This is a genomic window from Nibrella viscosa (assembly GCF_039541875.1).
In the GTDB taxonomy this organism is placed as follows: Bacteria; Bacteroidota; Bacteroidia; order Cytophagales; family Spirosomataceae; genus Nibrella; species Nibrella viscosa.
On the sequence record NZ_BAABHB010000016.1, the window covers coordinates 57,702 to 81,841 of the forward strand.

Annotated in this window: 27 protein-coding genes; 13 read left to right on the top strand and 14 right to left on the bottom strand. The window is 53.3% G+C overall.

Annotation, left to right across the window (positions count from 1 at the left end):
- Positions 1-26 precede the first annotated feature (26 nt).
- Positions 27-1,103 (bottom strand): saccharopine dehydrogenase family protein, encoded by a 1,077-nt coding sequence (locus ABD931_RS25700; protein ID WP_345270895.1) that lies wholly within the window; start codon positions 1,101-1,103, stop codon positions 27-29.
- 183 nt (positions 1,104-1,286) lie between these two features.
- Between ABD931_RS25700 and ABD931_RS25705 the strand changes: the two genes are divergently transcribed.
- From ABD931_RS25705 to ABD931_RS25715, 3 genes are all read left to right on the top strand, one after another.
- Entirely contained in the window at positions 1,287-1,556 is a 270-nt protein-coding gene (locus ABD931_RS25705; RefSeq protein ID WP_345270896.1) for a hypothetical protein, read from the top strand.
- A gap of 112 nt (positions 1,557-1,668) precedes the next feature.
- Positions 1,669-2,259 carry a DNA-3-methyladenine glycosylase gene (locus ABD931_RS25710; RefSeq protein ID WP_345270897.1) on the top strand — a complete coding sequence of 197 codons (591 nt, stop codon included), beginning with the start codon at positions 1,669-1,671 and terminating at the stop codon, positions 2,257-2,259.
- A 566-nt stretch (positions 2,260-2,825) separates the two neighbouring features.
- Entirely contained in the window at positions 2,826-3,179 is a 354-nt protein-coding gene (locus ABD931_RS25715) for a hypothetical protein (RefSeq protein WP_345270898.1), read from the top strand.
- Here the strand turns inward: ABD931_RS25715 and ABD931_RS25720 are convergent.
- The 13 genes from ABD931_RS25720 to ABD931_RS25780 form a co-directional block, all read right to left on the bottom strand.
- Positions 3,168-3,554: a LytR/AlgR family response regulator transcription factor gene (locus ABD931_RS25720; RefSeq protein WP_345270899.1), complete on the bottom strand. Its 387-nt coding sequence runs from the start codon at positions 3,552-3,554 to the stop codon at positions 3,168-3,170. The two genes, ABD931_RS25715 and ABD931_RS25720, sit on opposite strands and share 12 nt — an antisense overlap.
- A 207-nt stretch (positions 3,555-3,761) precedes the next feature.
- Positions 3,762-4,745 carry a sensor histidine kinase gene (locus tag ABD931_RS25725; protein WP_345270900.1) on the bottom strand — a complete coding sequence of 328 codons (984 nt, stop codon included), beginning with the start codon at positions 4,743-4,745 and terminating at the stop codon, positions 3,762-3,764.
- Positions 4,742-5,428 (bottom strand): response regulator transcription factor, encoded by a 687-nt coding sequence (locus tag ABD931_RS25730; protein WP_345270901.1) that lies wholly within the window; start codon positions 5,426-5,428, stop codon positions 4,742-4,744. The genes ABD931_RS25725 and ABD931_RS25730 overlap by 4 nt, the downstream gene beginning before the upstream one ends.
- 40 nt (positions 5,429-5,468) lie before the next feature.
- Positions 5,469-5,765, bottom strand: coding sequence for a hypothetical protein (locus tag ABD931_RS25735; protein WP_345270902.1), 297 nt, complete (start codon positions 5,763-5,765; stop codon positions 5,469-5,471).
- Positions 5,766-6,048: 283 nt separating this feature from the next.
- Complete coding sequence (locus tag ABD931_RS25740) at positions 6,049-6,393, bottom strand: hypothetical protein (protein WP_345270903.1); 345 nt, start codon at positions 6,391-6,393, stop codon at positions 6,049-6,051.
- 197 nt (positions 6,394-6,590) lie between these two features.
- Positions 6,591-7,061, bottom strand: coding sequence for a hypothetical protein (locus tag ABD931_RS25745; protein ID WP_345270904.1), 471 nt, complete (start codon positions 7,059-7,061; stop codon positions 6,591-6,593).
- Complete coding sequence (locus ABD931_RS25750; RefSeq protein ID WP_345270905.1) at positions 7,062-7,553, bottom strand: hypothetical protein; 492 nt, start codon at positions 7,551-7,553, stop codon at positions 7,062-7,064.
- On the bottom strand, positions 7,531-7,761 hold the full coding sequence (locus ABD931_RS25755; protein WP_345270906.1) for a hypothetical protein: 231 nt from the start codon (positions 7,759-7,761) through the stop codon (positions 7,531-7,533). The genes ABD931_RS25750 and ABD931_RS25755 overlap by 23 nt, the downstream gene beginning before the upstream one ends.
- Before the next feature lie 92 nt (positions 7,762-7,853).
- Positions 7,854-8,762, bottom strand: a complete 909-nt coding sequence (locus ABD931_RS25760; protein ID WP_345270907.1) for an SPFH domain-containing protein — start codon at positions 8,760-8,762, stop codon at positions 7,854-7,856.
- A gap of 117 nt (positions 8,763-8,879) precedes the next feature.
- Entirely contained in the window at positions 8,880-9,746 is an 867-nt protein-coding gene (locus ABD931_RS25765; RefSeq protein WP_345270908.1) for an outer membrane beta-barrel protein, read from the bottom strand.
- 335 nt (positions 9,747-10,081) lie between these two features.
- Entirely contained in the window at positions 10,082-10,294 is a 213-nt protein-coding gene (locus tag ABD931_RS25770) for a hypothetical protein (RefSeq protein ID WP_345270909.1), read from the bottom strand.
- 107 nt (positions 10,295-10,401) lie between these two features.
- Complete coding sequence (locus tag ABD931_RS25775; RefSeq protein WP_345270910.1) at positions 10,402-10,779, bottom strand: hypothetical protein; 378 nt, start codon at positions 10,777-10,779, stop codon at positions 10,402-10,404.
- 776 nt (positions 10,780-11,555) lie between these two features.
- Complete coding sequence (locus tag ABD931_RS25780) at positions 11,556-11,849, bottom strand: hypothetical protein (RefSeq protein WP_345270911.1); 294 nt, start codon at positions 11,847-11,849, stop codon at positions 11,556-11,558.
- Positions 11,850-11,979: 130 nt separating this feature from the next.
- On the opposite strand from ABD931_RS25780, the gene ABD931_RS25785 reads away from it, so the two are divergent.
- The 10 genes from ABD931_RS25785 (at position 11,980) to ABD931_RS25830 (ending at position 24,110) form a co-directional block, all read left to right on the top strand.
- Positions 11,980-12,552, top strand: coding sequence for an RNA polymerase sigma factor (locus ABD931_RS25785; protein ID WP_345270912.1), 573 nt, complete (start codon positions 11,980-11,982; stop codon positions 12,550-12,552).
- A complete protein-coding gene (locus tag ABD931_RS25790) occupies positions 12,539-13,189 on the top strand; it encodes a hypothetical protein (RefSeq protein ID WP_345270913.1) in 651 nt (216 codons plus the stop codon). Before ABD931_RS25785 ends, ABD931_RS25790 begins: the two co-directional genes overlap by 14 nt.
- 12 nt (positions 13,190-13,201) lie before the next feature.
- Positions 13,202-14,872, top strand: a complete 1,671-nt coding sequence (locus ABD931_RS25795) for a hypothetical protein (protein ID WP_345270914.1) — start codon at positions 13,202-13,204, stop codon at positions 14,870-14,872.
- 139 nt (positions 14,873-15,011) lie between these two features.
- Positions 15,012-15,587, top strand: coding sequence for a hypothetical protein (locus tag ABD931_RS25800; RefSeq protein WP_345270915.1), 576 nt, complete (start codon positions 15,012-15,014; stop codon positions 15,585-15,587).
- Positions 15,588-15,600: 13 nt separating this feature from the next.
- Positions 15,601-16,320: a porin family protein gene (locus tag ABD931_RS25805; protein ID WP_345270916.1), complete on the top strand. Its 720-nt coding sequence runs from the start codon at positions 15,601-15,603 to the stop codon at positions 16,318-16,320.
- Between the two features lie 36 nt (positions 16,321-16,356).
- A complete protein-coding gene (locus ABD931_RS25810; RefSeq protein ID WP_345270917.1) occupies positions 16,357-18,054 on the top strand; it encodes a trypsin-like peptidase domain-containing protein in 1,698 nt (565 codons plus the stop codon).
- Positions 18,055-18,064: 10 nt separating this feature from the next.
- Positions 18,065-18,922 carry a Stp1/IreP family PP2C-type Ser/Thr phosphatase gene (locus ABD931_RS25815; RefSeq protein WP_345270918.1) on the top strand — a complete coding sequence of 286 codons (858 nt, stop codon included), beginning with the start codon at positions 18,065-18,067 and terminating at the stop codon, positions 18,920-18,922.
- Positions 18,909-20,693 (top strand): serine/threonine protein kinase, encoded by a 1,785-nt coding sequence (locus tag ABD931_RS25820; protein ID WP_345270919.1) that lies wholly within the window; start codon positions 18,909-18,911, stop codon positions 20,691-20,693. Before ABD931_RS25815 ends, ABD931_RS25820 begins: the two co-directional genes overlap by 14 nt.
- A 137-nt stretch (positions 20,694-20,830) precedes the next feature.
- On the top strand, positions 20,831-21,547 hold the full coding sequence (locus ABD931_RS25825) for a hypothetical protein (protein WP_345270920.1): 717 nt from the start codon (positions 20,831-20,833) through the stop codon (positions 21,545-21,547).
- Between the two features lie 100 nt (positions 21,548-21,647).
- The gene (locus tag ABD931_RS25830; RefSeq protein ID WP_345270921.1) at positions 21,648-24,110 is read left to right on the top strand and encodes a PKD domain-containing protein; all 2,463 of its coding nucleotides are present in this window, start codon (positions 21,648-21,650) and stop codon (positions 24,108-24,110) included.
- The last annotated feature ends 30 nt before the right edge of the window (positions 24,111-24,140 follow it).

Here is a 24,140-nt window from a genome sequence, read left to right on the forward strand (position 1 = left end):
TCAATTCTTAACTCATAACTCTTCACTTATAACTCCACCATTGCCTTCACCTCCCGGAAAAACCGGCCGTTGCTGGTGTCCAGGAAGGCGGAGAGGGAGATGTCTTCCTGTTTGAGGAAGCCGGTTTGGGGGAGCTTTTCATCGGCGACCAGTTCAACGACGGCGGCTACGGAGCCGGCGGTGGTCCAGGAGATGGCCCGCCAGTGCTGCCCGTCGATCTGGCGGGGATGGTAGGCGCGGTAGAACTCTTCGCGGGCCAGTTCGGTGCCTTTCCAGCCTTCCACCACGGCATATACGTACACCACATCTTCCTGCACGGGTGGTTTGGCTTCGGTCAGGATGTCTTCCACCAGTTGGCGCTTGTTTTTCAGGATCAGTTCGTACAGCAGAAAGCGCATGAGTTTGGCGTGGCCTGGATAGCGGATGGTCTTGTAGTTGAGCGTATCCACCTGCCCGGCATAGGTTTCGCACATGGTGCCCAGGCCGCCCGAGGTGCTGAAGGCTTCGAACTCCTGCCCCTCGATGTTGATGAGTTCGATGCCGTCGAGGGCGGGCACCATCTTGCGCACGCCGTTGGCAATCACTTCGCAGTCGTTGATGTATTCGTTGATGACACCCGCCGGTGACCAGGTAAACGAGTAGCCCAGCAGACCGTTGGGGTAGCGGGGCAGAGCACCCACCCGTAATTCGATGTCGCGCAGTTTGGTAAAGCGTTTGGCCAGGTCGGCACCCACAATGCCGATCAGGCCCGGTGCCAGACCGCACTGCGGAGCCATGACGGCTTTGGCGGTTTCGGCCATCTCCCGGATGGCGGTGGTGGTGGGTACGTCTTCGGTAAGGTCGAAGTAGTGAACGCCCAACTGGTAGGCTGCTTTGGCAATGGGCAGGTTCAGGTTGTAGGGCAGACAGGAGACCACGGCGTCGAAGTCGGACACGATTTCCATCAGTGTGGCCTCGTCGGCAATATCGCCCCGGATGGTTTTGAAGGGCAGGGCGTGGGCGGGAATCTGCTTGTCGAAACCCGTAACACTGAAGCGTTTGTTGAGCAGGATGCCGACCAGGGAGCCTACCTTACCGAGGCCGACAACAAGTACATTTTTCATAAGCGCAGCAAATAATGGCAGATAGGTTGATGGGGCAAGTTAAGGGTTTAAGGGGTATTTATATGAAAATCGGGACCGAATTGTAAGAAAGACATGCTATCCCATGTGGGAATGACTAACTTCCCGGCATGGTTTCTCTGCATAGAAGCGTTCAGGATTCTGTACCAAATTTTCGTTAAAGCTATGTCGTCATTCACGATTAATTTTCCCGGCACACCCAGCCAGTTTACGGTAAAAGCCAGTTCGGCTATCGGTCAGAAAGGTGGGCAGTTTACCGGTGATAGCAGCAAAGGTACCTTCCGAATCAAAACTGCCATTGGTGGGGTTGAAGGTTCGTACGAAGTACTTGGCCCCCCATCAGGCAATACAACGCCCATTCAGGTGACGATAACGAAAAAACCTTTGATTGTATCGACAAACCAGATTAAAGAAGCTATCAGCGATTTTTTCTGAAAAGTATCTATCGGTAACAGCCATGCCTTTTTTTACGTAACTAATACGAGAGTAGGTATACCGGGCAAGGTTTTTGTTCCTTCTCTTTGCGGCTTTGCGTGAAATTAAGCCCATGAAACTTCCCCCCGACTTTTACGAACAACACGATACGCTAACCCTTTCCCGGCTCCTTCTGGGCTGCGAGCTTGTCCACGAAAGCGACGAAGGCACCACCGCCGGCATCATCGTCGAAACGGAGGCCTACCTGACCGGCGACCCCGCCTGCCATGCCTACCGCAAAAAGACCAACCGCAATGCCGCTATGTTCGGGCCGCCCGGTACGCTGTACGTCTACCTGATTTACGGTTACTATCACTGCCTGAACGTGGTTACCGGCCCCGAAGGCGTCGGCGAGGCCGTGCTGATCCGGGCGCTGGAACCCACCGAAGGCCTTGATCTGATGGGTATACGACGGGGCCTTGACCCCACCACCAAAGCCGGTCTGCGCGGCCTATGCAGCGGCCCCGGCAAACTGGTCATTGCCCTGGGCGTCGACCGGCATCAACACAATTTCTCCTCATTGACCACCGGGCCGCTCTACATTCGTCCCCGCAGCCTGCCCGATTTTGAGATGGTCACCACCACCCGCATCGGCATTACGCAGGGTGCCGACCTGCCCTACCGGTTTTACGTCAAAGGCAACCGGTTTGTGAGTAAATGGTAAGTACCCACCCGCAAAAAATTGTCATTCTGCCCGGACCTTTCCCCATTCCCCGGTATTCATGCCTATAAACCCCGGTGTAACCGAAAAGTAAAAGGCTTGTTTGTTGATTTTTGGCGCATGGGTACGTATCAGGAGCTTATCAGCCGTATACGCCGGGGTGATCAAAAAGCCTTTGAGATAGTGTACAAGATGAATCGCCCCGTCATTCTCCGGTACGTACTGCAAAATCACGGAACCGCCTATAGAACGACCGTCATCGCCACATCTATGCTCATTTTGTTCAAGTCTCCTAAAAAGTCAACCCGCGTCACAAAGATTCCAAAAGGAGCCTTTTGCCATACGATCAGTGGAGGTATATACTTACTATAGAGAAAGCCCCAAACAAGTTCAATACGTAGTATTTAGAATGAGACTTTTTGATACACAGGAGCCTGAGAGACAGGTTGGTGTTCTTTCTGTGACCGAGGTAAAAACGGGCTATGGTGGAGGTTTCAAAAATTGCGGTTCATGATGACTGCCCAAATAATCTGTTTGGCTGATCTGCGGGAAGTACCTAAACCCGTCAAATGAATCTATTCTTACTTTCTGATGTTATTCAACTCATTACGGCAGGTGTTTTCCTGTCGGCACCCGTTGCCGAAATTCTCAACTACATGGTCTACCTTACGTTATTTGCCTGCAAAGACCATGTTCCTCAGCGCGAGTTTATTTATGGCTCACGCGATTTAGACGTAGAAGGAGCTCTTGATTTTGTGACCAGACTGGTGGTAGAAGGCTGGACTGTTCTTTTTGTTAGTCTTCGCGTCGAAGAGGGGGCCGATATGGAACTGCCGGTTGCCGCTTTTGACAAACAGCTTATGGGCGAACACCTGCGCAAGCTTCAGGTCCAATGGGAAAAAATCCTGAATTTACCTCAATAAAACCAGGGGGTAGTCTGAAAGAAATTGTCCGTAAAGTATGGTATCGGCTACGGCCTGGATCGTTTCGCCTGCTCTACGCCGGGATACCTCAACTAAAGCGCCAGTCGATAAGGTGAGCGTCAGCGACCCTGGCAACCCTTTTTTGGGGTGGTTTATTTGTACGATATAAGCGGGGTTGATTATCGTATGCTTGTGGCAGCGGATAAAGCTCGGTAACGCAAGTGCAAACTTTTGCAGGGTAGTAGACGAGGTATGCCTGTGGTTGGTATTGGTAACCAGGTGACTATAGTTGCCATCCCCTTCAATCATTACAATGTGCGCAATCAGGATTTTGGTCAAGTGATCAATCTGAATAATAGTTGCGTCAATTTTCATAAAAAAGGGGGCTAAAATAGCAGGCTACTTTTTCTAAATCGGTGGCTGGGTAATCCCCATACCAGCCGGGTCTTTGATATTGGAAGTAGTCAAAGACCCGGAAAGAACGAGAATAGTGAATGGAGACAACAGAATACCTGATTTTAAGTGCCTTTATGGAAAGGTTATATAAAGATAAAGGCTTAACATGAAGATTGAATGAAGTAGCTAAATAGCCTCGAAGGTCAGTATAATGGACGTGCCCTGTCCGGCAACCGAATAAACTGTCAGGCCAATTCGGTGAAAAGCAGCAATGGTGCGAATCAACTGCAGGCCGATACCATTGCCTTTTCCGGTAGCTTTGGGCGGCCGGCCATATTCCTTCAGCGTTGTAATCTGATCGGCGGTCATGCCAGGGCCGGTATCCGTAATGGATAGTGTCGCCTGATTACCAGTCAGCGCTTGAGTCAGCATTAGCCGGCCCTCCCTGCTGTTATAGCGAATAGCATTTCGGATCAGGTTCGAGAGCATCGTGTAGAGTAGCGAATGATTCCCCTCCGCCACCAGGATGTCTTCCTTAAAATCCAGATCAACCGAAACATTTTTTAGCGCGATCCGGTCCTCCAAATCCTGTAATACCTCCAGCACTACCGACCGGATCGAGACTTGTTCGTTTTTTTCATATTGATGGTTTTCAATTCTGGCCAGACGCAGTAACTTCTGCACAATGTTGCTTAGCTGCAATAAGGTCTGCTGCGATTCTACCAACCGGATAGCTACCTGACTGGGGGTCTGGCTGTTAGTGATGAGGTTATCGAAGCGATTGCGAAGCACGGTAATTGGCGTCAGCAATTCGTGAGAGGCATACGCCGTAAAGGCTTTCTCGCATTCAAACCGGACATTCAGCTGGCGCATGAGGTCATTGATGTGTTGGTTGAGCAACTTCAAATCGGTTGTTGTGGTCGGGAGGGGCGAGTAATCGAAGTAACTGGGGTCCTGAATAATCCGGAGTTTGCGACTAATCAGCACGCGGAGCGGGCGGAGCAGGAAATAGGTATACCTCAGGTCAACCAGATAAGCCAGCCCGAGAATAGCCGCTGCTCCGGCAACGTACACCCAGGTAAGCGGAGCCGGCCAGAACCAACCGGCGATTCCCATCCCCAGGAGCCGGATGCCGGTATTATAAAGTGCCAGCTTTGTAGAAAGTCTCATAGTGGTCCGGGTAAATTGATCCGATAACCGATTCCACGTACCGTTTCCAGCCAGTTGACTGGCTCAAACAAGGCCAGCTTCTTCCGCAGGTTCTTAAGATGCACATCGATATAATTCGAGTTTGATTCATCATCCGACAGATTTCCCCAGATGTGTTCGGCCAGTTGCAGGCGGGTAATTACCCGGTTGCGATACAGCAACAGGTAATGTAGCAGATCAAACTCCCGTCTGGTCAGTTCGACTCCTGCTGCGCCGAAGGAGACAAGCCGTCTGAGTGGGTCCAGCACAAAGCCGGCAAAAGCAATAGTCGGGTCACTCAATCCATGCTTCCGGCGGTTGATAGCCAGCATACGCGAGTGGAGTTCCAGCAGCGAGAAAGGCTTGGTCAGGTAGTCATCGGCGCCCAGATTCAACCCTTTCAGTTTATTCCCCAGCTCACCACTAGCGGTAATAATTAAATAGGAGGTTGTCTGCTGACTGGCTATCGCTTCCTGGAGTAAGTCGAATCCATCATAGTCGGGTAAACCCAGGTCAATCAGCACAAAATCGTAACTGTTAACGTAAAGCAGTTCAGACGCCAGTTGTCCCGTGTTCGCAATACTGCACACGAAACTTTCCTGGCGCAGAAAGGTAGCCATTTCCATCGCCATTGAGGGTTCGTCTTCGATAATCAGTACGTTCATGCTGGCAGTTTAAGGCATTATTATTGAGAGCCGACCGTAATCAGAATCCACTTTTAGCGTGGCTTTGCTTCAAACGCCTGCGCTTTTGCTCGTGCTGGCTTTCCGTCGATTCTATTTCCTTCAGGTGCCGGCTCATCATCAGGGAAAGTTCTTCACGAACCGTAGCGACTCCGGAGTCAATCAGCCTAGTTTCCCGTTGCTGGCGATGTTCCAGTACATCCCAGTTTTCGATTTCGGCCTTCAGCAGCGCTTTAAAATGGCTGACGTGTTGACGTTTCAGCTTAAGTTGTTCACGGATTCCGGGTAACTCAGGGGTATATCCAAACATGTAAGCCATTGATTTATCGGGTTTTAACCAGTGATAAATGCACTAACGTAAGCAGATATAAGTACGGGTGGGTGGTGGTTCGAAACGTCCAGTTCAGGCTGGCGTTCAGTACGCTTTGCTCAGGATAAGGTGCACTTTCGTACGCTTGTTATGAGACGGGCGCAAGTAGGCAGGTGTTTGCCGGTAACGGACTAACGGAGGGGTACTATACTTACTACGAAGAAAGGGAGAAACAAGTTCAGATGTCGGTATTAAAAAATGACTACTTGTTCATGCATATGAACATAATTGATCAGGACATCCATTTTTCGCTATTACGCTGATGAGTCAGGAGTTCTGCTCGCGTCCTGAATAAGGTCTTTTGTCCGGGGGCCAATGCCACGTTTATACTAATTCGGGGCATGCCGGCATGATCACCTGACGGTTTAATATCGTAAATGACCTGGCTCATCACCAGCTCGTAATTTTCTGCGCGGAGCCGGACTGCGGAAGTACTCATCAGGCTGCCATCCAGGATTATCTGCATGATCTCTCCCTGAAAATACGATTGTTGTCCGGCAACTAAGCAGGGTTGATTTACCCAGACTATATCACCAACCAAAAAGGGGACTTCTTGAAATTTGAGGGAAATTTTCATAGTTATACAGGGGAAATGGTTGCGACGAATACGCTGTTCGATATGTGCTTGTACCCGAAAGTTTGTTGCAGTCCACCTATAAAGCTAACACGTCAACATGAAGATTACATGAGGTTTTGCCCCCGGAGTAAATAAGCGTCTCTTCACCGAATAAACTAAAAGGGATTTGTACCCCCTGTCGTTTCGCCTGATTGGTTTCAGGCAGACTCAGCCTCCTGTAAAGACCGGTGAATATGGCGGTGGAGATAGATCCGCTGATCATCTAAAAAGAAAGCCAACTCTCCGGTATGGTTACAAGTAAAAAAATAACCATTGGCAAAATAACCCGAACCTGCATCAGCGTAACAATTCAACCGGCTGCTCAGGTGCCGGTCGGGGGCTTCAGCCGCCGATGCCGGCATACATCGGCGAAACCAGCTAACCAGCGACGTTATATCCTGAACTTTCCCATGCACGCCCACCTCGTCGGTGAAGTCAATGCGATGGCCCATCTGCTCGGCATGGTTCAGTAAACCGTCTAACAAAATGATTGCCTCGCAGAAAGCCGGTTTCCAGGAGGTATCTTCTGGGGTTGACTGATCAAATACTGGCGACTCCAGAATCTGGTGGAGACGTTGCCCGTCGTAAGCAAGCTGGGCTTGAGCGGAGGAAGCAAGTAAGGGTTTCATTTAGTTTTTGGTTAGTTCGTACGGCCAAACGCCGGATAGCAGTGCGTGGGGCGAGGGCTCGAACGAGGTGTCCAGCATGCTGCCGTGAAAGGCATCAAGTCCTCTGATTTCCTGTGTTGAATCAACCAGGTCTCCCGTTTTCAGGAACACATCCGTCAATTTTCCATTTAGGTGTTGCACCAGTTTTAGATATAGCTGAGCGTTGGTAATGATCCGCCGCTTGAATTCTTCGCCTTCCAATCCTGCATTCTGGATGATCATTACCGGCTTACCGCCAAACCAGACCGAAGCCAGGCGCCACAGGTAGTGGTTATAAAAAAAGTGGTCTTTGTAATACCGGATGAGCACTTTTTTACCTCCCGCCGTAGGGGTCGGCTCCTGTTCCGGAAACGTAGTCACCTCCGGAATATGATTGTAAGTACAGCCGGTCAGTACCCGCAGATCGTTATCTTCCCGTTCGGGAGTCCGGTTATACAAGTCCTGTGGTGTCATCCTGATCGGTCCTCCCAAACCGGTATGGGGCAAACGGTTGATCGATCAGTACGGGTGTTAACCCATTCGCTGCTACACGCCGGTCACAAACCCCGGCGGCTCCCGGACCCACCCGGCTAAGCGGCTCGTAGATTGACTGATTACTCTCGATAACGGGCTGAAACGCCCGAACCAGTTGACTAATTAGCTCAATTAGTGAAAAGATCATTGTTACAAGTGGTTTAAACATAAAATTTCATTCACCAGGTGTCGGACCCGACAGGCTGCATCAGGTAATTACCAATAAAATCATTACCGAAGTCAGGCCAGTTCAGCAACCCGGCTGTTCCGGCGTCCTTCAGCGGCCTCGGTCTTGACATGAACAGGCACCAGGCCGGCCATTTCGCCGATGACATTGATCAGCTCCGATCCGGAAGGAATCACTATTTTCGTATTCGTGCTCAGAGCGTTCTCCAGGGCTTCGAGTTTTCGTAGCAGTTGGGCATTACCGGTAAAGTATTCGTCGGCAGCCACATTGACCAGTTTAATGGCTTCCGCTTCTCCTTCGGCATGCAGAACTTTTGCCCGCTTAAACCCTTCGGCTTCTTTGATTTTTGCCCGTTTTACGCCATCCGCCACCGTTTCGGCGGCTGTAGCGTAATCGATAGCCGCAATTTTCTCATTTTCGGCTTTCACCACTTTATTCATGGTGTCCTGCACATCTTTAGGAGGATCAATTTCCTTCAGCTCGGTTCGTATGATAATAATACCCCAGTTGGCCGTCTCGTTTTTGAGGGTATTGTGTAATTCAGCGTTCATTTTACCCCGCTCGCTGTTGGCCGAGCGTAACGTTAGCGTTCCAATGATGTTCCTCAGGGTGCTACGGGCCAGATTGACAATCTGAATTTTGTAATCATTGACGTTGTATAAGGAGCTCTTTACACTCTCCTCGGTTTCAATGACTCTGAAATAGACCTGGGCATCTACCCGGGCATTCAGGTTATCGTTGGTGATAATTTCCTGAGGCTGGGCATCAACCATCTGTTCGGTCGTATTCACCTTATACATTTTGTCGATAAAAGGAATGATCCAGTGAAAGCCCGGACTCGCAAATTTGTTGTATTTGCCAAGCCGCTCAATTAAGCCCCGATGCGTGGGACGCACTATTTTAACGCCCGCCAGAAAAAGCCCTATCAGGATGATCAGAAGCAGTATCCATGTCGTTTCCATTGTTCTTGCCGTTAAAGGATTACTAAATAGCCGTGAACTTGATGGGTCAGGGCAGAAGGTTTGGCGAATACCCCTCTACGAATAAAGGGGTTCTACCGGTTGGTATGTCGATACCGTTTAAAAGGTCCAGCCCAGGCTGGCGCTCAGCACCCGTCGCTGCGAACCTGCAAACCCGATGGCGTTCACCGCCTGAACCGCATTGTCGAAACCGTGGTGGTAGGTCAGGTTCAGCAACACCGGCCCCATATCGAAGCCTAACTGCGCCAGTCCGTTGAAGGTACCACTCTTGATCTCCGATTTATTCAGGTTAAAGGAGCCGCTGTTGGCGCTGATCCGGTTGGCATATTCCAGACCCGCCTGCAACCGCACGGCGGAGATACCCCGCAGGGATTGAACCAGTTTGTAGCCAATATAGACCGGTACCTGTACGTAGTGGATGTTAATCTGATCCTGAATGGCACTGACCGAAGTGCCGTCACCTGCCCGGAAATAATTGGCACTTGAGGCAAAGTACTCGGCACCAAGTTGCCCGTAAAGCCTTCCCCCAGCACGAACCAGAAAGCCAGCCTGATACCCCAGCCGACCTGTTAATTGGTTGCCACGCGCATTTTCTCCCTGAAATCGGGTGGTGTTCAGGCCGGCATAGATGCCGTAGGCAACGTTTTTATAATCTCTGGTCTTCTGCTCCCGGCTGGCAGGCTGGGCAGACGTGGCCGGAGCGCTATCATCGGTGCGGGGGGCAGGCATTGTGGCGATGGGTGCCTGCGTGGCAGTGCGAACCGCGTCATTCGTATGGTTCACCATCGGGGCCGTTTCAGTCGTTCTGCCGGTTCCCGGCAGGGTGTCGCCAGCCAGGGCAGTACGGCTGCTTTTCAGGGTATCCGTCGGGAACGTCTGAATATTGCCGATAGAAGGCGTTGTCTGGCCCCGGGCCAGGCCGGTACTCAGCAGACAGGCTGCTAATAAGGCAAGATGAGCTTTCATAAGCTTTTAAAAAATGAATGGATTGGATAAAACAGAAAAGAAAGTGCGGAGATAAAGCCAGGGTGGAAAGGCTAGGCAGTTTACCGGGATTGTGGTTTCCTCACGTAAAGTCAATTTGCTTGCCCGATACGCAAATCAGGCTAAAATTGACGGGGTGCATCCTCTAACGAATAGTCGGCCGGCCCAAGTAGGCAGATGTTTGCCGGTAACAGACTAACAGAGGGGTACTATACCTACTACGAAGAAAGGGAGAAACAAGTTCAGTGGCCGGCATTAAAAATGACGGCTTGTTGATACATATGAGGGGTGTATACCAGAAGATCGCTTTGCACGTCCTAAACTAATCCGGTAATGGTATACACCCCTTCGTCTATATTGACTTTTAAGCTCTTGCCGATCCATTGATGGAGGTCGATGCCCGGCGTATTATCGGCATCAGCGCTGACCCCTTTGCCGAGGATCACATTCTCCCCCCAGAACCTGACGGGAACCCGGCAGATAAACTCATCGGCTGTCCGGGTAAATAAATAATCAAAAATGATAGTCATAGCCGCGTTGGTTTAAGGTGGTTACCCGTTGACTTCGCCAAATACCCGATTGTTCCGGAGCCGGTGAGGGGTAATTAACTCACCCATGGCCCATTTCAGTAGCTTTTTCATACAGAAACAAAAGAAGCTGATTGCCAGGTCAGCCGGTAGGTATAAAGGCTGGCAGGAGAACGTACATACAGACCGGCCAATGGCTTTTCTGCTGTTGTAAAGAAGGGGACAAGTGCTGCCCACTGTTCTTCTCTGGCTAAAAAGATGTCGACGGCCTGCATCGAATCGTGGAAAAAAGCGGGCTGGGGTCTTTGGACAGGCAGAGCTGCAATTCGATAGGATTGGGGCGGGCTCTCCGGTTCAGCTTTACTGAGGATAAATCGCTGTCCGTAGTGGAAGCCCACTAGCGAACCGACGCTTACCTGATGCAATAAAGAATGGAAGTGTTGGCGACCGGGATCGTCATAGGCAAAGAAATGGATGGAGATAGACATGACAAAACGTGTTTAGACGAAACGAACAGGCAGGGCCTGCATGAAAATCCTGCGGCTGGGGCTGGAAGAAGGCTACTGAGGAACCCGGTACATAAGTAAACTCCTCGACGACGAACCGGTGTTGGTCTCAATCCAAACGAAGCTATACCTCTATAACCCCATTCAGGGGTATTAGTTTAATACGTAAGCGAAAAGCCAGTTCTGTCTGCCCTATACGACCGGTACGCCTGTGTTATCTGGCAGTCAGATACTCCATCACGGATTGGCTGTCGGAAAAGTAAAGGCGCCCGGCAGCGTTGCTATGATTTAGGAGATTGGCTTCGTAGCTGTCGACATACCCGATAGACACATCAAACGCAAGCGGGCTGCGTTCAAAAACAGGCTTAAGATCGTTGGCCCGCCGGAAATGAAGGTGAAAACTTGTTGACCCGTCGTGGTAGTTGATCAGGGTCCCAAAATTGGAAAGGACGTAAACTTTTGGTCGGCGTGATGTAGTCCTGTATTTTGCGGAGCTTTCTGGCTAATTGATCCATGGTATAAGAAGCTGTTTGAGTTAAGTGCCTGCTCGTTTGATAGTGCGTCTGATAGGAGCCATCCAGATAAAGCTTTGCGCCGATAGGATCGTGCGCTCATAATCTTTGGATAAACGTCAATTGTTACCTAGCCAATTTATAGTGCGCTCCTCAATCCAGTGCTTTGCCATCAGCTACATTGACAGGCTTGCCATCAGTCCACAATACAGGACCCATTGTGTTGACTAACACTAAACGCTTTTTTTATTGACTTACCCCATCAAAGCCAAGCTGCTGGGTAGCCGTTGCGGTGTTTTTTACATTATGGCTGTCAATAACAGCCACCGTAGGTAGGGGCTTTTTGTCTGTCTTTTGGCGGTGCAGCATGGTTAACTCATTAGCGATCAGCAGCCAGGTGTTGTCTTTGCTCCACTTGCAAAAGTACCAATCGTATTGTCTGCCGGGGGAAAAGCCTTCGGGCAAATCCCGCCAGACAATGTTGTTTTTAGTCAGGGTTTGTGAGTAAATGGTAAGTACCCACTCGCAAAAAATTGTCATTCTGCCCGGACCTTTCCCCATTTCCCGGTATTCATGCCTATAAACCCCGATGTAACCGAATAGTAAAAGGCTTACTTGCTGTGTTGGTTTTTGGCGCATGGGTACGTATTTTCCCTGAAAGAATGTCCGTATGCAGGAAACCAGCGCAGCCGATCAGGCCCTTCTTGACCGTATTCGCCAGGGTGACGAAAAAGCCTTTGAGATGGTGTACAAGATGAATCGTCCGGCCATTCTCCGGTATGTACTGCAAAACCACGGAACCGCTCAGGATGCGAAGGACCTGTATCAGAATGTCATGGTAGCTTTTCACGGGAATGTCGCCGACGGTAAGCTGGTGTCTCTGAGCGGTAAGCTGAGCACCTACCTGTTTAAACTGGCGCAGAACCAGTGGCGCAATCACCTGCGCGGCCAAAAACGCGAGATGCTGGTCGACTATATCGCCGACAACGACCTGCCGCCCGGCGAACCGGAAACCGACACGCTCCGGGAAGACAAGTTCCTGCAGCGGTTGATCGACCGGCTGGACGAACGATGCCAACGTATTCTGCAACTGTTTTACTACGAGCGACTGTCGATGCAGGAGGTGGCGCAGCGGGTGGGTCTGACGGATGGCGAATCGGCCAAAAAGCGCAAATACGATTGCCTCAATAAACTGAAGAAACTGGCTGACCGCTATAATACCGACGAGTATGAGCCCGAATGAGATGACGAACACCGAACTGATTGATGCCTATTTAGCCGGTCAGCTCGATGACGAAGCGCGGCAGCGGGTTGAGGAGCGCATCCGGACCGATGCGGCTTTCAGGCAGGAGGTAGATCTTCAGCGGGCGCTGCTGGAACAACTGAGATGGCGGGGGCAGCAGGAACTACGCGCCCGGATGCAGCAGTGGGATGCCGAAATCGGCGATGCGGAGGATGGGGTACGCCCCCTCTGGCAACGTCCAGCACTTTACCTGGCGGCTTCCATCGGCGCGGCCCTGATTGTTGCCGGCCTGTGGCTGACCACCCGCTCAACCACGCCTTCACCTTCAGCGGAGACGTCGGCTGCCGGCTTCTGGCTGCCGGTAGGCTCAGCCTCAACTGGTATGGGTTTCGCCGGCGACAGCGTTGAGACTGATTCCGTGTGGACGGCTATTGTTCCGGTTAGCGGAGAACCCGACCAATACCGGTTTACGGATACGCTGTACCTCTACACCCATCCTGACCGGATTAACCCCGGCCGGGTGCGACTAACACAAGACCCGGTCAGTGGCCGGTACCGGCTGACGGTAAACGACACGGCAACGTTCCTGCTGGAACGGGGCTTCCGCCGGCTTCGTCCGCTTGAACGCAGTAGATAAACCCGTACGCCTATGGTACGCCTGACCACGCTGTATTGCTCGCTGGCGCTGCTGAGCGCTGCTGCAATGGCCGGCCCCATACTGCCGCCTACGCATTACAAACACCGCGTTACCGACGAGGTGTGCCGGCGGATTGCGGCCGCTTACGGCAATCCACTGGTGCGCCCCCGGCTGGAAATCTGGTCTAAACCCGGCCAGATCGCCCTGTTTGACGTGGAGCCGGGCGGAGTGGTGGTGTTGCGGCTGGACGAGCGGTTGTATGACCGCTGCCGTACCTACGGTCCCGATTCCCTGCATGCGCTGGCCTGCCTGATCGGGCACGAACTCGGCCATTTCTACCAGCAACAGGGATTTATCCCCGCCTATGGACCGTCATCCGGTCTGGTGAGTCCGCAGCCGGCCCGTACCACCGCCGAGCGGACCCGAAAGGAGGCTGAGGCCGACCGGTTCGGGCTGTATTACGGCTATCTGGCAGGCTACGATACCTACCGGCTGTTGCCCAGTGTCCTCAGAGCGGTGTATGCCGACTACCGGCTCAGCCACCAGCTTCCGGGGTATCCGTCGCTGAACGAGCGGCTGGCGCTGGCCGAGGAGGAACGTCGCCGGTTCCGGCCGCTGGCGCTGGCGTTTGAGGCTGGTCAACTGCTGTGGATGACGCAGCATTACGAAGCCGCCATTTCCTGTTTTAGTCACGTGCTGAATCAGTTCCGGAGCAAAGAGGTCTACAACAACCTTGGGGTTATCCGGCTGACCCAGGCGTTGGGTAAAACAGCAACCCGCGAGGTGCCGTATGCGTACCCCTTTGAGTGGGATCCCGGCCACCGGCTGCGCCTGGGTAGTCTGCGGAGCGGCCCTGCCAACGGCAAACAGGTTGCCGGCTGGCTACAGCAGGCCAAAGAGTACTTCAAAGGGGCCGAACAACTCGATCCCACCTATGCTACGGCAGCCGTTAACCTGGCCTGCACGTATTCCCTGCTGGGGAATCAGGAAGGCAGCATCAGCACCATTCAGGAACTGGAAGAAGTCTGCCGGACCCAGCAGGTAGCCGTCCCCGCCAACGCCTATCTGGTCAAAGGCATTGCCTACGCCCAAAATCAACAGTCTGACCGCGCCAAGCCTTATTTTGCGCAGGCCGTACTGCAGAACGCCTTCCGGGCGGAGTATAACCAGGATGTATTCGATAAAACGCAGCCGCAGCACCTGCTGGCGAATCTGATACCCGACTGGTCATCGCTTGAGCGCTGGATACGGGACGCCTGGTCCGGCCCATCGGCGGAGCCCCGGCCGCAGTTGCGCGAAGAAGCGCTCGGCCCGTTCCGCTTCAATGACTGGCTCCACCGGCCCCTTCCCCGGCGTACCACCCTGCGGGATTCGCTGCTGCTGCCGCACCCAACCCAGCCGGTCAGCATCATCCGGCAATCGGCTGCGGGTGTAACGGCCATGCGGTTGCTGACGGCGGATCTGCAAATGGAAATTCTCTCGACCACACCCTCGTACAAAGGAGCTACCCGCGCCGGGCTGCGTATTGGTCAACCTACCGGTGAACTGTACCGGCGCTACGGCCACCCCGACGTTCAACTACCTCTTACCGGCAACCGCGTCGTCTGCCACTACAAATCCCTCGCCCTCCTGGTCGAAACCCGCAACGGCCGCGTGAGCGGCTGGCACGCGTACCGCTACTAACCACCTTCCCTAATTTTCTGAAAAATTTTGGAGTCCGCCCGGACCTTTGGGTGTGTCGGGCTATTCATGACTAAGAAGCGCTTCCTTTTTTGTTTTAAGAACCTCTTTTTATTGTCTCACCTTCTAAATATTGTGTACGATGAAAACTGCTAAGTCTTTGTCATTCTTCTTATTAGTCTTATTGACGATCGTTAGCTGTAAAGGACCTGCCGGGGAGCCCGGTCCCGCCGGTGCGCAGGGACCTCAGGGGCCGGCCGGGCCGCAGGGACCCGCTGGTGGCTCCAGCATCATTACATCGCCCTGGACCACGTTTCGGGGAACCAACTGGAGTATTTCCAGTAGCAACCCTAAATCGGCCCTTGCGATAGCGGAAGATGCCAATATTACCCAGACTACCTTAGAAAGAGGTCTGGTCGTTGGGTATGTTCGTTTTCCCAGTACGTCTACCAGTTCGACCATCGTATATGCATTACCGATGACGTTTGGAGCGGGAGGTACAACCATCGGCTCAGCAGGGTATGTTGATCCAAATAGTCGGAAAGGGTACGTGGTCTTCACTTATGACTCACCGAACAACCTGAGTGCGTCAAGCTTTCCGGAACTCCAGTTTCGCTGGTTAATTGTTCCTGCTGCAACGCTGGCCGGTGGCCGGCTAAAAGCCATTGATTGGCAGAATTACGATGAAGTGAAACAGGCACTCCAACTGGCCGATTAACCAGGTGATGACTATGAAAAAGTGCTGGTTACTGCTCTGCCTGGTCAGTCTGGCCGGCTTAGCCTCGGCTCAGAATCATAAACTACTAAGTGTGCGGGTGGGTGGGGGCGTATCTGGTTTGACCTTTCCGGCGTCGGTCACGGCAGTCAATGGAAAGCGAACTACTCAGAGCGCATCATCACTCTATACGTATGCGGCCGGCGTTGGGCTCAATATTCCCCTGGGTGGTCGTTTTTCCTTACAGCCCGAACTTACTTACGTTCGGAAAAGCTACGAGCTCCGGATGACTGAAGGCGGCATTAATGCACGCGTTCAGTACTACTTTAACTATGTAGAAGTGCCGTTGCTGCTTCGGGCTTTCTGGGCTAAAAATCGGTTTAGGGTATTTGTCTTTGGCGGGCCTGCCATCGGCTATGGACTCAACGGTCGGTTCGCGGCTAGTGGAGCTGCCGGTCAGAACTCCCTTTCGATAGCCGGTAAAAGCAGATTTGAAAAAGGCACGTCTACGTCCTCGTTAGAGTATTTCGATCCGGCGGTGTTCAACCGGGTCGATGTTGCCGCCCAGGCCGGAATAGCCCTAGGTATGCGCATGGGCACCGGTCTTTTATTTCTCGACGGCCGGGCCAGCCTGGGATTGACTGATTTCAGTCGGAACGAGGAGTCTAAATTCCGCACCGGTATGGTCACCATCGGCTACGGCTTTCCCCTCGGCGCGATGCCCAATCCCAAATAAGTCTTCTCCAAACACCCTACAACGCTACTGTGTATCATGGAAACTCCCGTACATGAACAGATCCGACAGCTCGTTATCCGGCACCAAACCGGCTCCAAAGCCCGGCAGATCGAATACTTTCAGTTTGCCGACCATCCGACGCTGACCTTCGGCCGGGCCACTACCAACCACGTCCGGTTCGATCCGCAACTGGATAACGTGGTAAGCCGCGAACACGGCTGGATCGAAAAAGACCCGAACCAGGCACTGTCCTTTCTGCTGAAAGACAACCAAAGCAGCAACGGTACCTACCTGAACGGCAAACGGGTTAAGGATACGGTGGCTATCAACCCCGGCGACCGGGTGCGGCTGGGCAAAGAAGGCCCCGAATTCATTTTCGACCTCGACCCCCGCCCGATGGGCGAAACGCGGATCGTACCCGTTCGCCGGAACGGTAGCCCCAGGGCCGAGGTGCCACCCGTGATGCCGACGGCCGTAGCTCCGGAGGCTGGGTCACAGCCGGTCTTGTTGCCGGAGGTTAAGCCCGTCAGTCGTCCCGGTAAGGCTGTCTGGTGGGCCGCTGCCGTGGGCGGTCTCCTGATTCTGGGCGCCCTGGCTTTTGCGAATTGGCTGCAAAGCGGGCCAGAGCCGCAGGGGCCTGGTGGCGGGCCGGTGTCTCCACCACCTCCTGCGCCACCAGCTCCATTGACTAATGCCGAAATAGCGGCCGCGAACAGGGACAAAGTCGTGTACATCGAAAATAACTGGCAACTGTTCGAGATTGAGAGCGGAGAAGACGTATATCACCTGCACCTACGCCGGCCTGGCGGGACCCATGCGCTATTTTTAAGACTATCCGACGGAAAAGTTGTGCCGTACCTGGTGCTCCGCAGTGCCATTACCAACAATCCTGCTGTCGAAGGTAGACCTATCATAGGAGGAGGTACGGGCACTGGTTTTGTCGTAGGAGCCGATGGCCTCGTTATGACCAATGCCCATGTTGCGGCCGGCTGGCACGCCCGGTATAATTTTCCGCCCGGCACTTTCCCCGGCTTGTTGCTCGACGAATACGGGAATCGCCTGCGCGATGATGTTGGTCCTGCGGATGTGGCAGACTGGGTTCCGGCCCGTGGGCGGTTGTTTGCAGTTGAAGCCAGGTTCAGCCAGGGAATCAGTGGAACCAAACTGATACGGGTTCTAGTCGGTAGAGAACTCGACGGGCGCAACAAAGTCTTGCGGGTAACCTTTGCCGGCCAGACCCAGCGCAGCGAAGCCCAATTAGCCCGCGTATCGGAAAAACACGATGTGGCCACCATCAGGATGAATGTTGGTTCTGACCTGGAGCCGGTAACGCTTAGTAAAGAACCGGTACGGCAGGGACAAAGCGTTGTGGTGATGGGCTACCCGGCGGTATCACCCGATGAGTATGTCTTGGTACGGACGAAAAACGTGTTTAACCGGAGCGCTGAGTACGTAAAAAAACCGAACTCTTCGGCCAATCCGGCGGCTATCAGTCGGATCTTTGATGAACCCGACGATCTGTTCTTCTTCAACACCATGGGTTCGTCGTATGAACTGTCGGTAAACACCACCGGCGCGGGTAACAGCGGTGGGCCTGTGTTTAACGAAAAGGGGGAGGTAGTCGGCATATTTTATGCCGGCCGGCAGGACGGCAGCGGCACCCGCAATACGTATGCCGTACCGATAAAATACGGTCAGGAACTGATGCAGGGTCAATCTGGTATCGGTAATTAACCCGTTAGCTATGAAAGGCTTATGGCAACGCTGGACCCGCCGGGGCAACACCCCGGACAGCCCGGCACCGTGGGAAGTGCGGGCTGTGGTCCGAACCGACATCGGTAAACGCCGGTCGCATAACGAAGACGCAGCCGCGTTTGTTCGCCCTGGCACAGCGTCCGTCCGGACCGAGAAAGGTTGCCTGGCCATCGTGGCCGACGGCATGGGGGGGCATCTGGCGGGTGAGGTAGCCAGTCAGATGGCACTGGAAACCCTTCGGGAGGTATATTTCCAGCAGAATACCTCACCGGAGCAGGCGCTGAAAACGGCCTTTACCGAAGCGAACCGCCGAATCTGGCAGGCCGCCCAGGAGCAGACCGACCAGCGGGGCATGGGTACCACCTGCACCGTGGCGCTGGTACGCGGGACGAGCCTCTATATGGGGCATATCGGCGACAGCCGGCTGTATCATATCGGGATAAATGGTATCCTGCGGCAACTCACCCGCGACGACACCCTGGTGCAGGCGCTGGTGACGGAAGGGGTACTGACGCCGGACGAGGCCCTGACCCACCCCGACCGTAACCTGCTGACACACGCGCTGGGGATGGAACCGGATCTGAGCCCCCATGTTGAGCAATGGGCCGAGCCGTTGCAGACGGGCGACCGGCTGCTGCTGTGCAGCGACGGCCTGTACGACCTGCTCGACCCGGCCGAGCTGACAACTGAGCTACTAAATCCATCGATTCACGAAGCCGCCGACCGGTTGCTCAACCTGGCCCTCGACCGGGGCGGCCACGATAACGTCACCCTCTTGATTCTGGAGATCAACCCGTCGGCGGTGCTGTCTGCCGACACCGCTACCCCGTCTTATGATGCCCAGTAAGCAAATTATTCATGACCACTATAAGCTCATCGACAAGATTGGGGAAGGCGGTATGGGCGTAGTGTACCGGGCAACGGATCTGTCGCTCGACCGGGAGGTAGCCGTTAAAATGATCCACCCCCACCTGCTTAACGATCCCGTAACGCTGGAGCGGTTCCGGCGGGAAGCCAAAGCGCTGGGCCGGCTGAACCACCCGAACATTGCGACGCTGCACAGTTTTCTGCAGGACGGCAACGGCCACTATATGGTTATGGAATTTGTAGATGGGCAGAGTTTGGACAAACTGCTGCTGCAAAACGGACCGGTACCCGTGCCAGTGGCTGTGCAGATCATCCTACAGGCGCTGGACGGGCTGGCCCACGCGCACCAGCGGCACGTATTGCACCGCGACCTGAAGCCGGCGAACCTGATGCTGACCAAAGATGGGAGCGTCAAGGTCATGGATTTCGGCATTGCCCGGCTGACCGATGCTACGACGCAGAAGATTTCGCTGACCGCCAATTTTATGGGAACCTGGCAGTACGCAGCCCCCGAACTGCTGGGAAATGGTTCGGCTTCGACGGCTTCTGATTTGTACGCACTGAGTCTGGTCCTTTACGAGTTGTTGACGGGGCGGAGTCCGTTCAATGCCACCACCGTTACCACGCTGATCAACCAGATTCTGCACCAGTCTCCGGCTCCGCTGCATACGTACCGTACCGATGTTCCTAAAGCACTGGAAGCTATATTGCGAAAGATGCTGGCGAAAAATCCGGCGAAGCGGATTCCGGATGCCCGACAACTCTCCGAGCAGTTGCAGATCATTGCACCGTACCGGCATACTATTACGTGGGCATCGACGGATCATTCCGCCACCCGGATCGAAGGAAGCCATGTTGGCCAAACAGCCGCAGCCACGCGGCAGGATTCTGCCCGGCCCGCACGGCAATGGACTCTTCCGTGGCTGACTGCCCAGCGGTTAAGTCCTGCATGGCTGATTTTGCTGGTAGCCACGATTGTTGCCGGACTCATTCTGCTGGTTTACCGCCCAGGTCAAAGCGGTAATTCTGGAACCTTAACGATTACGCCACCTATGGACTCGCTCCCGGCAAGAGACACGATAGCCATAGTAGTCCGGCGGGAAGAACATCCTGTAATCGAGACTGAAGAAACATTAGTACCTGCCCCGGAGCCGGCTAAGACGGAGAAAAAAGCTGTACACCAGCCGGAACGTAAGAATAAGGATCAGGCGAATAACGAGGTAGGTGGTGTACAGCGTGACATTAATGAACCGCCTGCGCCACAGGCGCCCAAAGCTGGACCTGACCCGGTCAAAGCGACTTACCTTGATCCGGTCGGGCCGATTCCACCGCGATCTGATTCAGTACAGGTTACCCCACCCGTGGCGGTAAAAGTAACGTCTACCCTGCCGGCAAATACTTCCATCCGGCTTAATCCGGTGAACGGATCGTCCATTGCAGCTAATATCCTCAAAAAAGATGATCGGGTACCGTTTGAGGTGGCCGACGATATTGAAGCAGACAACGGACGAGTTGTTATCCGCAAAGGAACTCGGGTCTATGCGACCGTTCTGAATTTGAACTCCGGTGAACTGGACCGTTCGTTCATTAAATTAGGCAAACACCTGGCGGTTGAGACGAGTAACGGGCAAACCGTCGGACTGGAATACGATGACGAATCGGAACTGATTTTTTGGGGCAATAAAAAGCAGGTAGCCGTTCTTCGATCCTTTACCGTCAGAACAAAAGCCCGGTTTACCGCTCAGTTGTGAGGGTTTAGCTTTTGGCAATGGGTAGCGCATAAAAATGTTGCATGCCCAACCGGACTTTCAAGCAATTTCTGCTATTCAGGAGGCAGAAAGGTTTCTACAATGCTACTCCTCCAGATTATACTTAAGGCTAAATCATTATGGCAACTATCGTATTAACGACAATTGTATGGGCAGGTTTAGGTCTCCTGAATCAAATAGCCTATCTGAGCAGCTTAGGGTCTGCCTTTGATAATGAGTCAGAAACGCCAAAAAACAAGAGCAGTGAACAGACATACGAGAAGGAGGCTACACTATTAACCAAAGAGCGAATATATGCTCTTGTTCCGGTGCCCAGTATGTGGAAGGGCGTAGCCGTTGGCAATATCAATGGTGCAGCCTTTCGCCTGCCCATTAAAATAAGCATCCAACGTAGTCTGGTTGACGAAAATAACCCGTTTAATGTGGCAGTTAGCGTTGGTAACCAGGCTGACATTGGTAGCGCCCTGATATCGTCGGCGCTGAGTACCCGCACCCCTTACTCGGGACGCCAGCTTACGCTTCAGTACTTTACGATTTATACGGGTCAGGATGGCTTTCAGGCAGTTTTGTCCAATACGCATGTTCGGGAAGGAGCCGTTGGTAATTTCTTTACCTCCCCCAATATTTCGTCACAGACGGCCCCGGATATTATGAAAGAAATCTATAAAAGTCTCGGGCCGGAGAGCTTTTATTTTCTGGAACAGACGAAACTCGTTTGCCAGACCGGCAGTGACCGGATCAGAGGTACGCTGCAAGGCAATGGTCACTCAGTTACCGGCATTTTCGCCACAGGAACGGTCCGGTACTCTCTTGAATTTACCGTTGTTCGACAGTGATTTTATCGCCCTGATGGAGCGAAGCTAGTCCATCAGAAGAATGGCCGGTTCAGGCTATTCATGAGCAAGAAAGGTTTCTGCAACTCAAATCCGCTCCGCTATGAACACGAACACTACCTATGCCGGATTCGGCTTCACCGGTAATTCCGGGAATCATCGCAGGCTTACCCTGACGGGTATTATCGGCCTGCTGCTGTGTTATTGGTTGCCCATCAGCTTGGTGGCGCAACCGGCAATTGAATGGGATAGAACCCTGGGCGGTGGTGGTATTGATAATTTAACCTGTATTCAGTTGACGGCCGATGGCGGGTATATCCTCGGCGGCAGTTCAACATCGGGAGCTGGTACCGATAAAAGCGAAAATTCAAAAGGAGGTGCCGATTACTGGATTGTGAAGCTGCGGGCCAACGGCACCAAAGAGTGGGATAAAACCATCGGCGGAAACCGGGTCGATGTTTTGCACTATGTACGGCAAACGCCGGACGGAGGGTATCTTCTGCTAGGAAATTCTCTCTCAGATGCCGGGTTTGATAAAAGCGAAAACCCCTTAATGACCGATCCGACTGCCGATCCGGACTCCGATGGCTGGGTGGTTAAGCTGCGGGCCGACGGCACCATTGAGTGGGATAATACGCTCGGGGGAGGTGATGTCGATCAGTTATACGCTGTTGCGCTTACGACCGATGGCGGGTATTTAGTAGCGGGTAGTTCCAACTCCAATGCCGGTTTCGATAAAAGCCAGAACCGGAAAGGAGATTTCGACTACTGGGTTGTCAAGCTACGGGCCGATGGGAGCAAAGAGTGGGACAAAACCATCGGCGGAGCCGGCTCAGACCAATGCAACGCACTCCTGCTCACCGCCGATGGCGGCTATATGCTGGGCGGTACGTCGGACTCTAACGCCGGATCTGATAAAAGCGAGAACCGGAAAGGTGACCTGGACTACTGGGTCGTGAAGGTCCGGGCCGATGGTACCATCGAATGGGATAAGACCCTCGGCGGAGCGTCCTGGGAAAACCTGGCTTCGCTGGAAGCAACGGCCGACGGTGGGTACATCGTGGCTGGTACCTCGGCTTCCAATGCCGGTTTCGACAAAACGCAGAACCTTATTGCCGGCACCGGCGCAGATTATTGGGTGGTGAAACTGCGGGCCGATGGGAGCATAGCCTGGGACAAAACCATTGGGGGAGCTGGTTTTGATGTGTTGCAGTCAGTCCGGCCGACAGCCGATGGCGGCTTTATCCTGGGCGGCTACTCCGATTCCAACGCCGGCTACAACAAAAGTGAGAATCGGAACGGGATTCTGGAAGATTATTGGGTGGTGAAACTGCGGACCGACGGAACCATTGAGTGGGACAAAACCATGGGTGGGGGTAGTAGTGACCGCCTTAGCCTGGTTTTACCGACCCCGGATGGCGGTTATATCGCCGGTGGCTCCTCTATGTCATCGGTGGGTTTTGATAAGAGCGAAGCCGGCCGGGGAGGTAATGACTACTGGGTAGTGAAGCTGAAAAGTGCTTGCATCCCCCCTGGTGTACCGATTATCCGGACGGTCAGTGCCACAAATGAGCCGGTGCCGGTAAATACCGATTTCGCAGTGATGGCCACTACCCCTGACGCTACTATAACCACGGCTGTCTGGGATTGGGGTGATGGAACAACCTCAGGAGGGAGGATCAATAATTCAGCCATTCAGGGAAATCATGTTTACACGGCGTCAGGGGTATTTACCATCCGGCTTACGGTCGGAAATGCTTGTGGATTAACCGCCGAAAATGTCTACCAGTATGTGGTCGTGTATGACTCCAATGGGGGATTTGTTACGGGGGGCGGCACCATATACTCTCCGGCCGGTTCTTATAAACGGGATCTTACTGCCAACGGTACGGCTACGTTCGGGTTTGTGGCAAAATATCAGCCCGGTGCAACGGTTCCGTCCGGAACTACCCAGTTCAAATTTATAGCCGGAAATTTTCATTTCGTCAGTACCGCGTACCAGTGGCTGGTGGTAGCCGGTGCCAAAGCCCAGTTCAAAGGTGAAGGCACAAGAAACGGCAGTGGGTACTACGGGTTTATGCTGACGGCTATTGATGCCGACTTGACCGGGAGTGGCGGAACGGATAGGTTCAGGATCAAGATCTGGGATAAGGCAAATGGAGATCAGATCGTCTACGACAATAACGCAGGTGCAGACGATGGAGCAGAACCGGTTACCGCCCTTACCAGTGGTAATATAAAGATCCAATCCAGTACCGGTAAACGAAACCGGGAGGGGTATGGGACGGCACCTGAGTTGAGAACCCATACGCTTTTCCTGAGCAACTACCCTAACCCGATTGACGGGAAAGCAACCTTCGAGTTCATGCTGCCTCAGGGGGGAGCGTACCGGCTGGATATTGTTGATCTGACCGGGAATCTGATTCAGCATGTGCAGTCGGGTAGCGCCCAGGCCGGTGAACACCGGCAGGTAACGTTGGAGCAGGTGCATATTCCATCGGGCGTGTATATCAGCCGCCTGCTAACGGAGCAAGGGATGAAAACAACGAAGCTTATTGTCCGGTAGCCGCCTGCTTAGCGAAGAAAGCAACAGCCC

Coding starts and splice junctions, on each gene's coding strand:
- ABD931_RS25700 (WP_345270895.1), bottom strand. CDS start 1,103: ATGAAAAATGTACTTGTTGTCGGCCTCGGTAAGGTAGGCTCCCTGGTC.
- ABD931_RS25705 (WP_345270896.1), top strand. CDS start 1,287: ATGTCGTCATTCACGATTAATTTTCCCGGCACACCCAGCCAGTTTACG.
- ABD931_RS25710 (WP_345270897.1), top strand. CDS start 1,669: ATGAAACTTCCCCCCGACTTTTACGAACAACACGATACGCTAACCCTT.
- ABD931_RS25715 (WP_345270898.1), top strand. CDS start 2,826: ATGAATCTATTCTTACTTTCTGATGTTATTCAACTCATTACGGCAGGT.
- ABD931_RS25720 (WP_345270899.1), bottom strand. CDS start 3,554: ATGAAAATTGACGCAACTATTATTCAGATTGATCACTTGACCAAAATC.
- ABD931_RS25725 (WP_345270900.1), bottom strand. CDS start 4,745: ATGAGACTTTCTACAAAGCTGGCACTTTATAATACCGGCATCCGGCTC.
- ABD931_RS25730 (WP_345270901.1), bottom strand. CDS start 5,428: ATGAACGTACTGATTATCGAAGACGAACCCTCAATGGCGATGGAAATG.
- ABD931_RS25735 (WP_345270902.1), bottom strand. CDS start 5,765: ATGGCTTACATGTTTGGATATACCCCTGAGTTACCCGGAATCCGTGAA.
- ABD931_RS25740 (WP_345270903.1), bottom strand. CDS start 6,393: ATGAAAATTTCCCTCAAATTTCAAGAAGTCCCCTTTTTGGTTGGTGAT.
- ABD931_RS25745 (WP_345270904.1), bottom strand. CDS start 7,061: ATGAAACCCTTACTTGCTTCCTCCGCTCAAGCCCAGCTTGCTTACGAC.
- ABD931_RS25750 (WP_345270905.1), bottom strand. CDS start 7,553: ATGACACCACAGGACTTGTATAACCGGACTCCCGAACGGGAAGATAAC.
- ABD931_RS25755 (WP_345270906.1), bottom strand. CDS start 7,761: ATGATCTTTTCACTAATTGAGCTAATTAGTCAACTGGTTCGGGCGTTT.
- ABD931_RS25760 (WP_345270907.1), bottom strand. CDS start 8,762: ATGGAAACGACATGGATACTGCTTCTGATCATCCTGATAGGGCTTTTT.
- ABD931_RS25765 (WP_345270908.1), bottom strand. CDS start 9,746: ATGAAAGCTCATCTTGCCTTATTAGCAGCCTGTCTGCTGAGTACCGGC.
- ABD931_RS25770 (WP_345270909.1), bottom strand. CDS start 10,294: ATGACTATCATTTTTGATTATTTATTTACCCGGACAGCCGATGAGTTT.
- ABD931_RS25775 (WP_345270910.1), bottom strand. CDS start 10,779: ATGTCTATCTCCATCCATTTCTTTGCCTATGACGATCCCGGTCGCCAA.
- ABD931_RS25780 (WP_345270911.1), bottom strand. CDS start 11,849: ATGACAATTTTTTGCGAGTGGGTACTTACCATTTACTCACAAACCCTG.
- ABD931_RS25785 (WP_345270912.1), top strand. CDS start 11,980: ATGCAGGAAACCAGCGCAGCCGATCAGGCCCTTCTTGACCGTATTCGC.
- ABD931_RS25790 (WP_345270913.1), top strand. CDS start 12,539: ATGAGCCCGAATGAGATGACGAACACCGAACTGATTGATGCCTATTTA.
- ABD931_RS25795 (WP_345270914.1), top strand. CDS start 13,202: ATGGTACGCCTGACCACGCTGTATTGCTCGCTGGCGCTGCTGAGCGCT.
- ABD931_RS25800 (WP_345270915.1), top strand. CDS start 15,012: ATGAAAACTGCTAAGTCTTTGTCATTCTTCTTATTAGTCTTATTGACG.
- ABD931_RS25805 (WP_345270916.1), top strand. CDS start 15,601: ATGAAAAAGTGCTGGTTACTGCTCTGCCTGGTCAGTCTGGCCGGCTTA.
- ABD931_RS25810 (WP_345270917.1), top strand. CDS start 16,357: ATGGAAACTCCCGTACATGAACAGATCCGACAGCTCGTTATCCGGCAC.
- ABD931_RS25815 (WP_345270918.1), top strand. CDS start 18,065: ATGAAAGGCTTATGGCAACGCTGGACCCGCCGGGGCAACACCCCGGAC.
- ABD931_RS25820 (WP_345270919.1), top strand. CDS start 18,909: ATGATGCCCAGTAAGCAAATTATTCATGACCACTATAAGCTCATCGAC.
- ABD931_RS25825 (WP_345270920.1), top strand. CDS start 20,831: ATGGCAACTATCGTATTAACGACAATTGTATGGGCAGGTTTAGGTCTC.
- ABD931_RS25830 (WP_345270921.1), top strand. CDS start 21,648: ATGAACACGAACACTACCTATGCCGGATTCGGCTTCACCGGTAATTCC.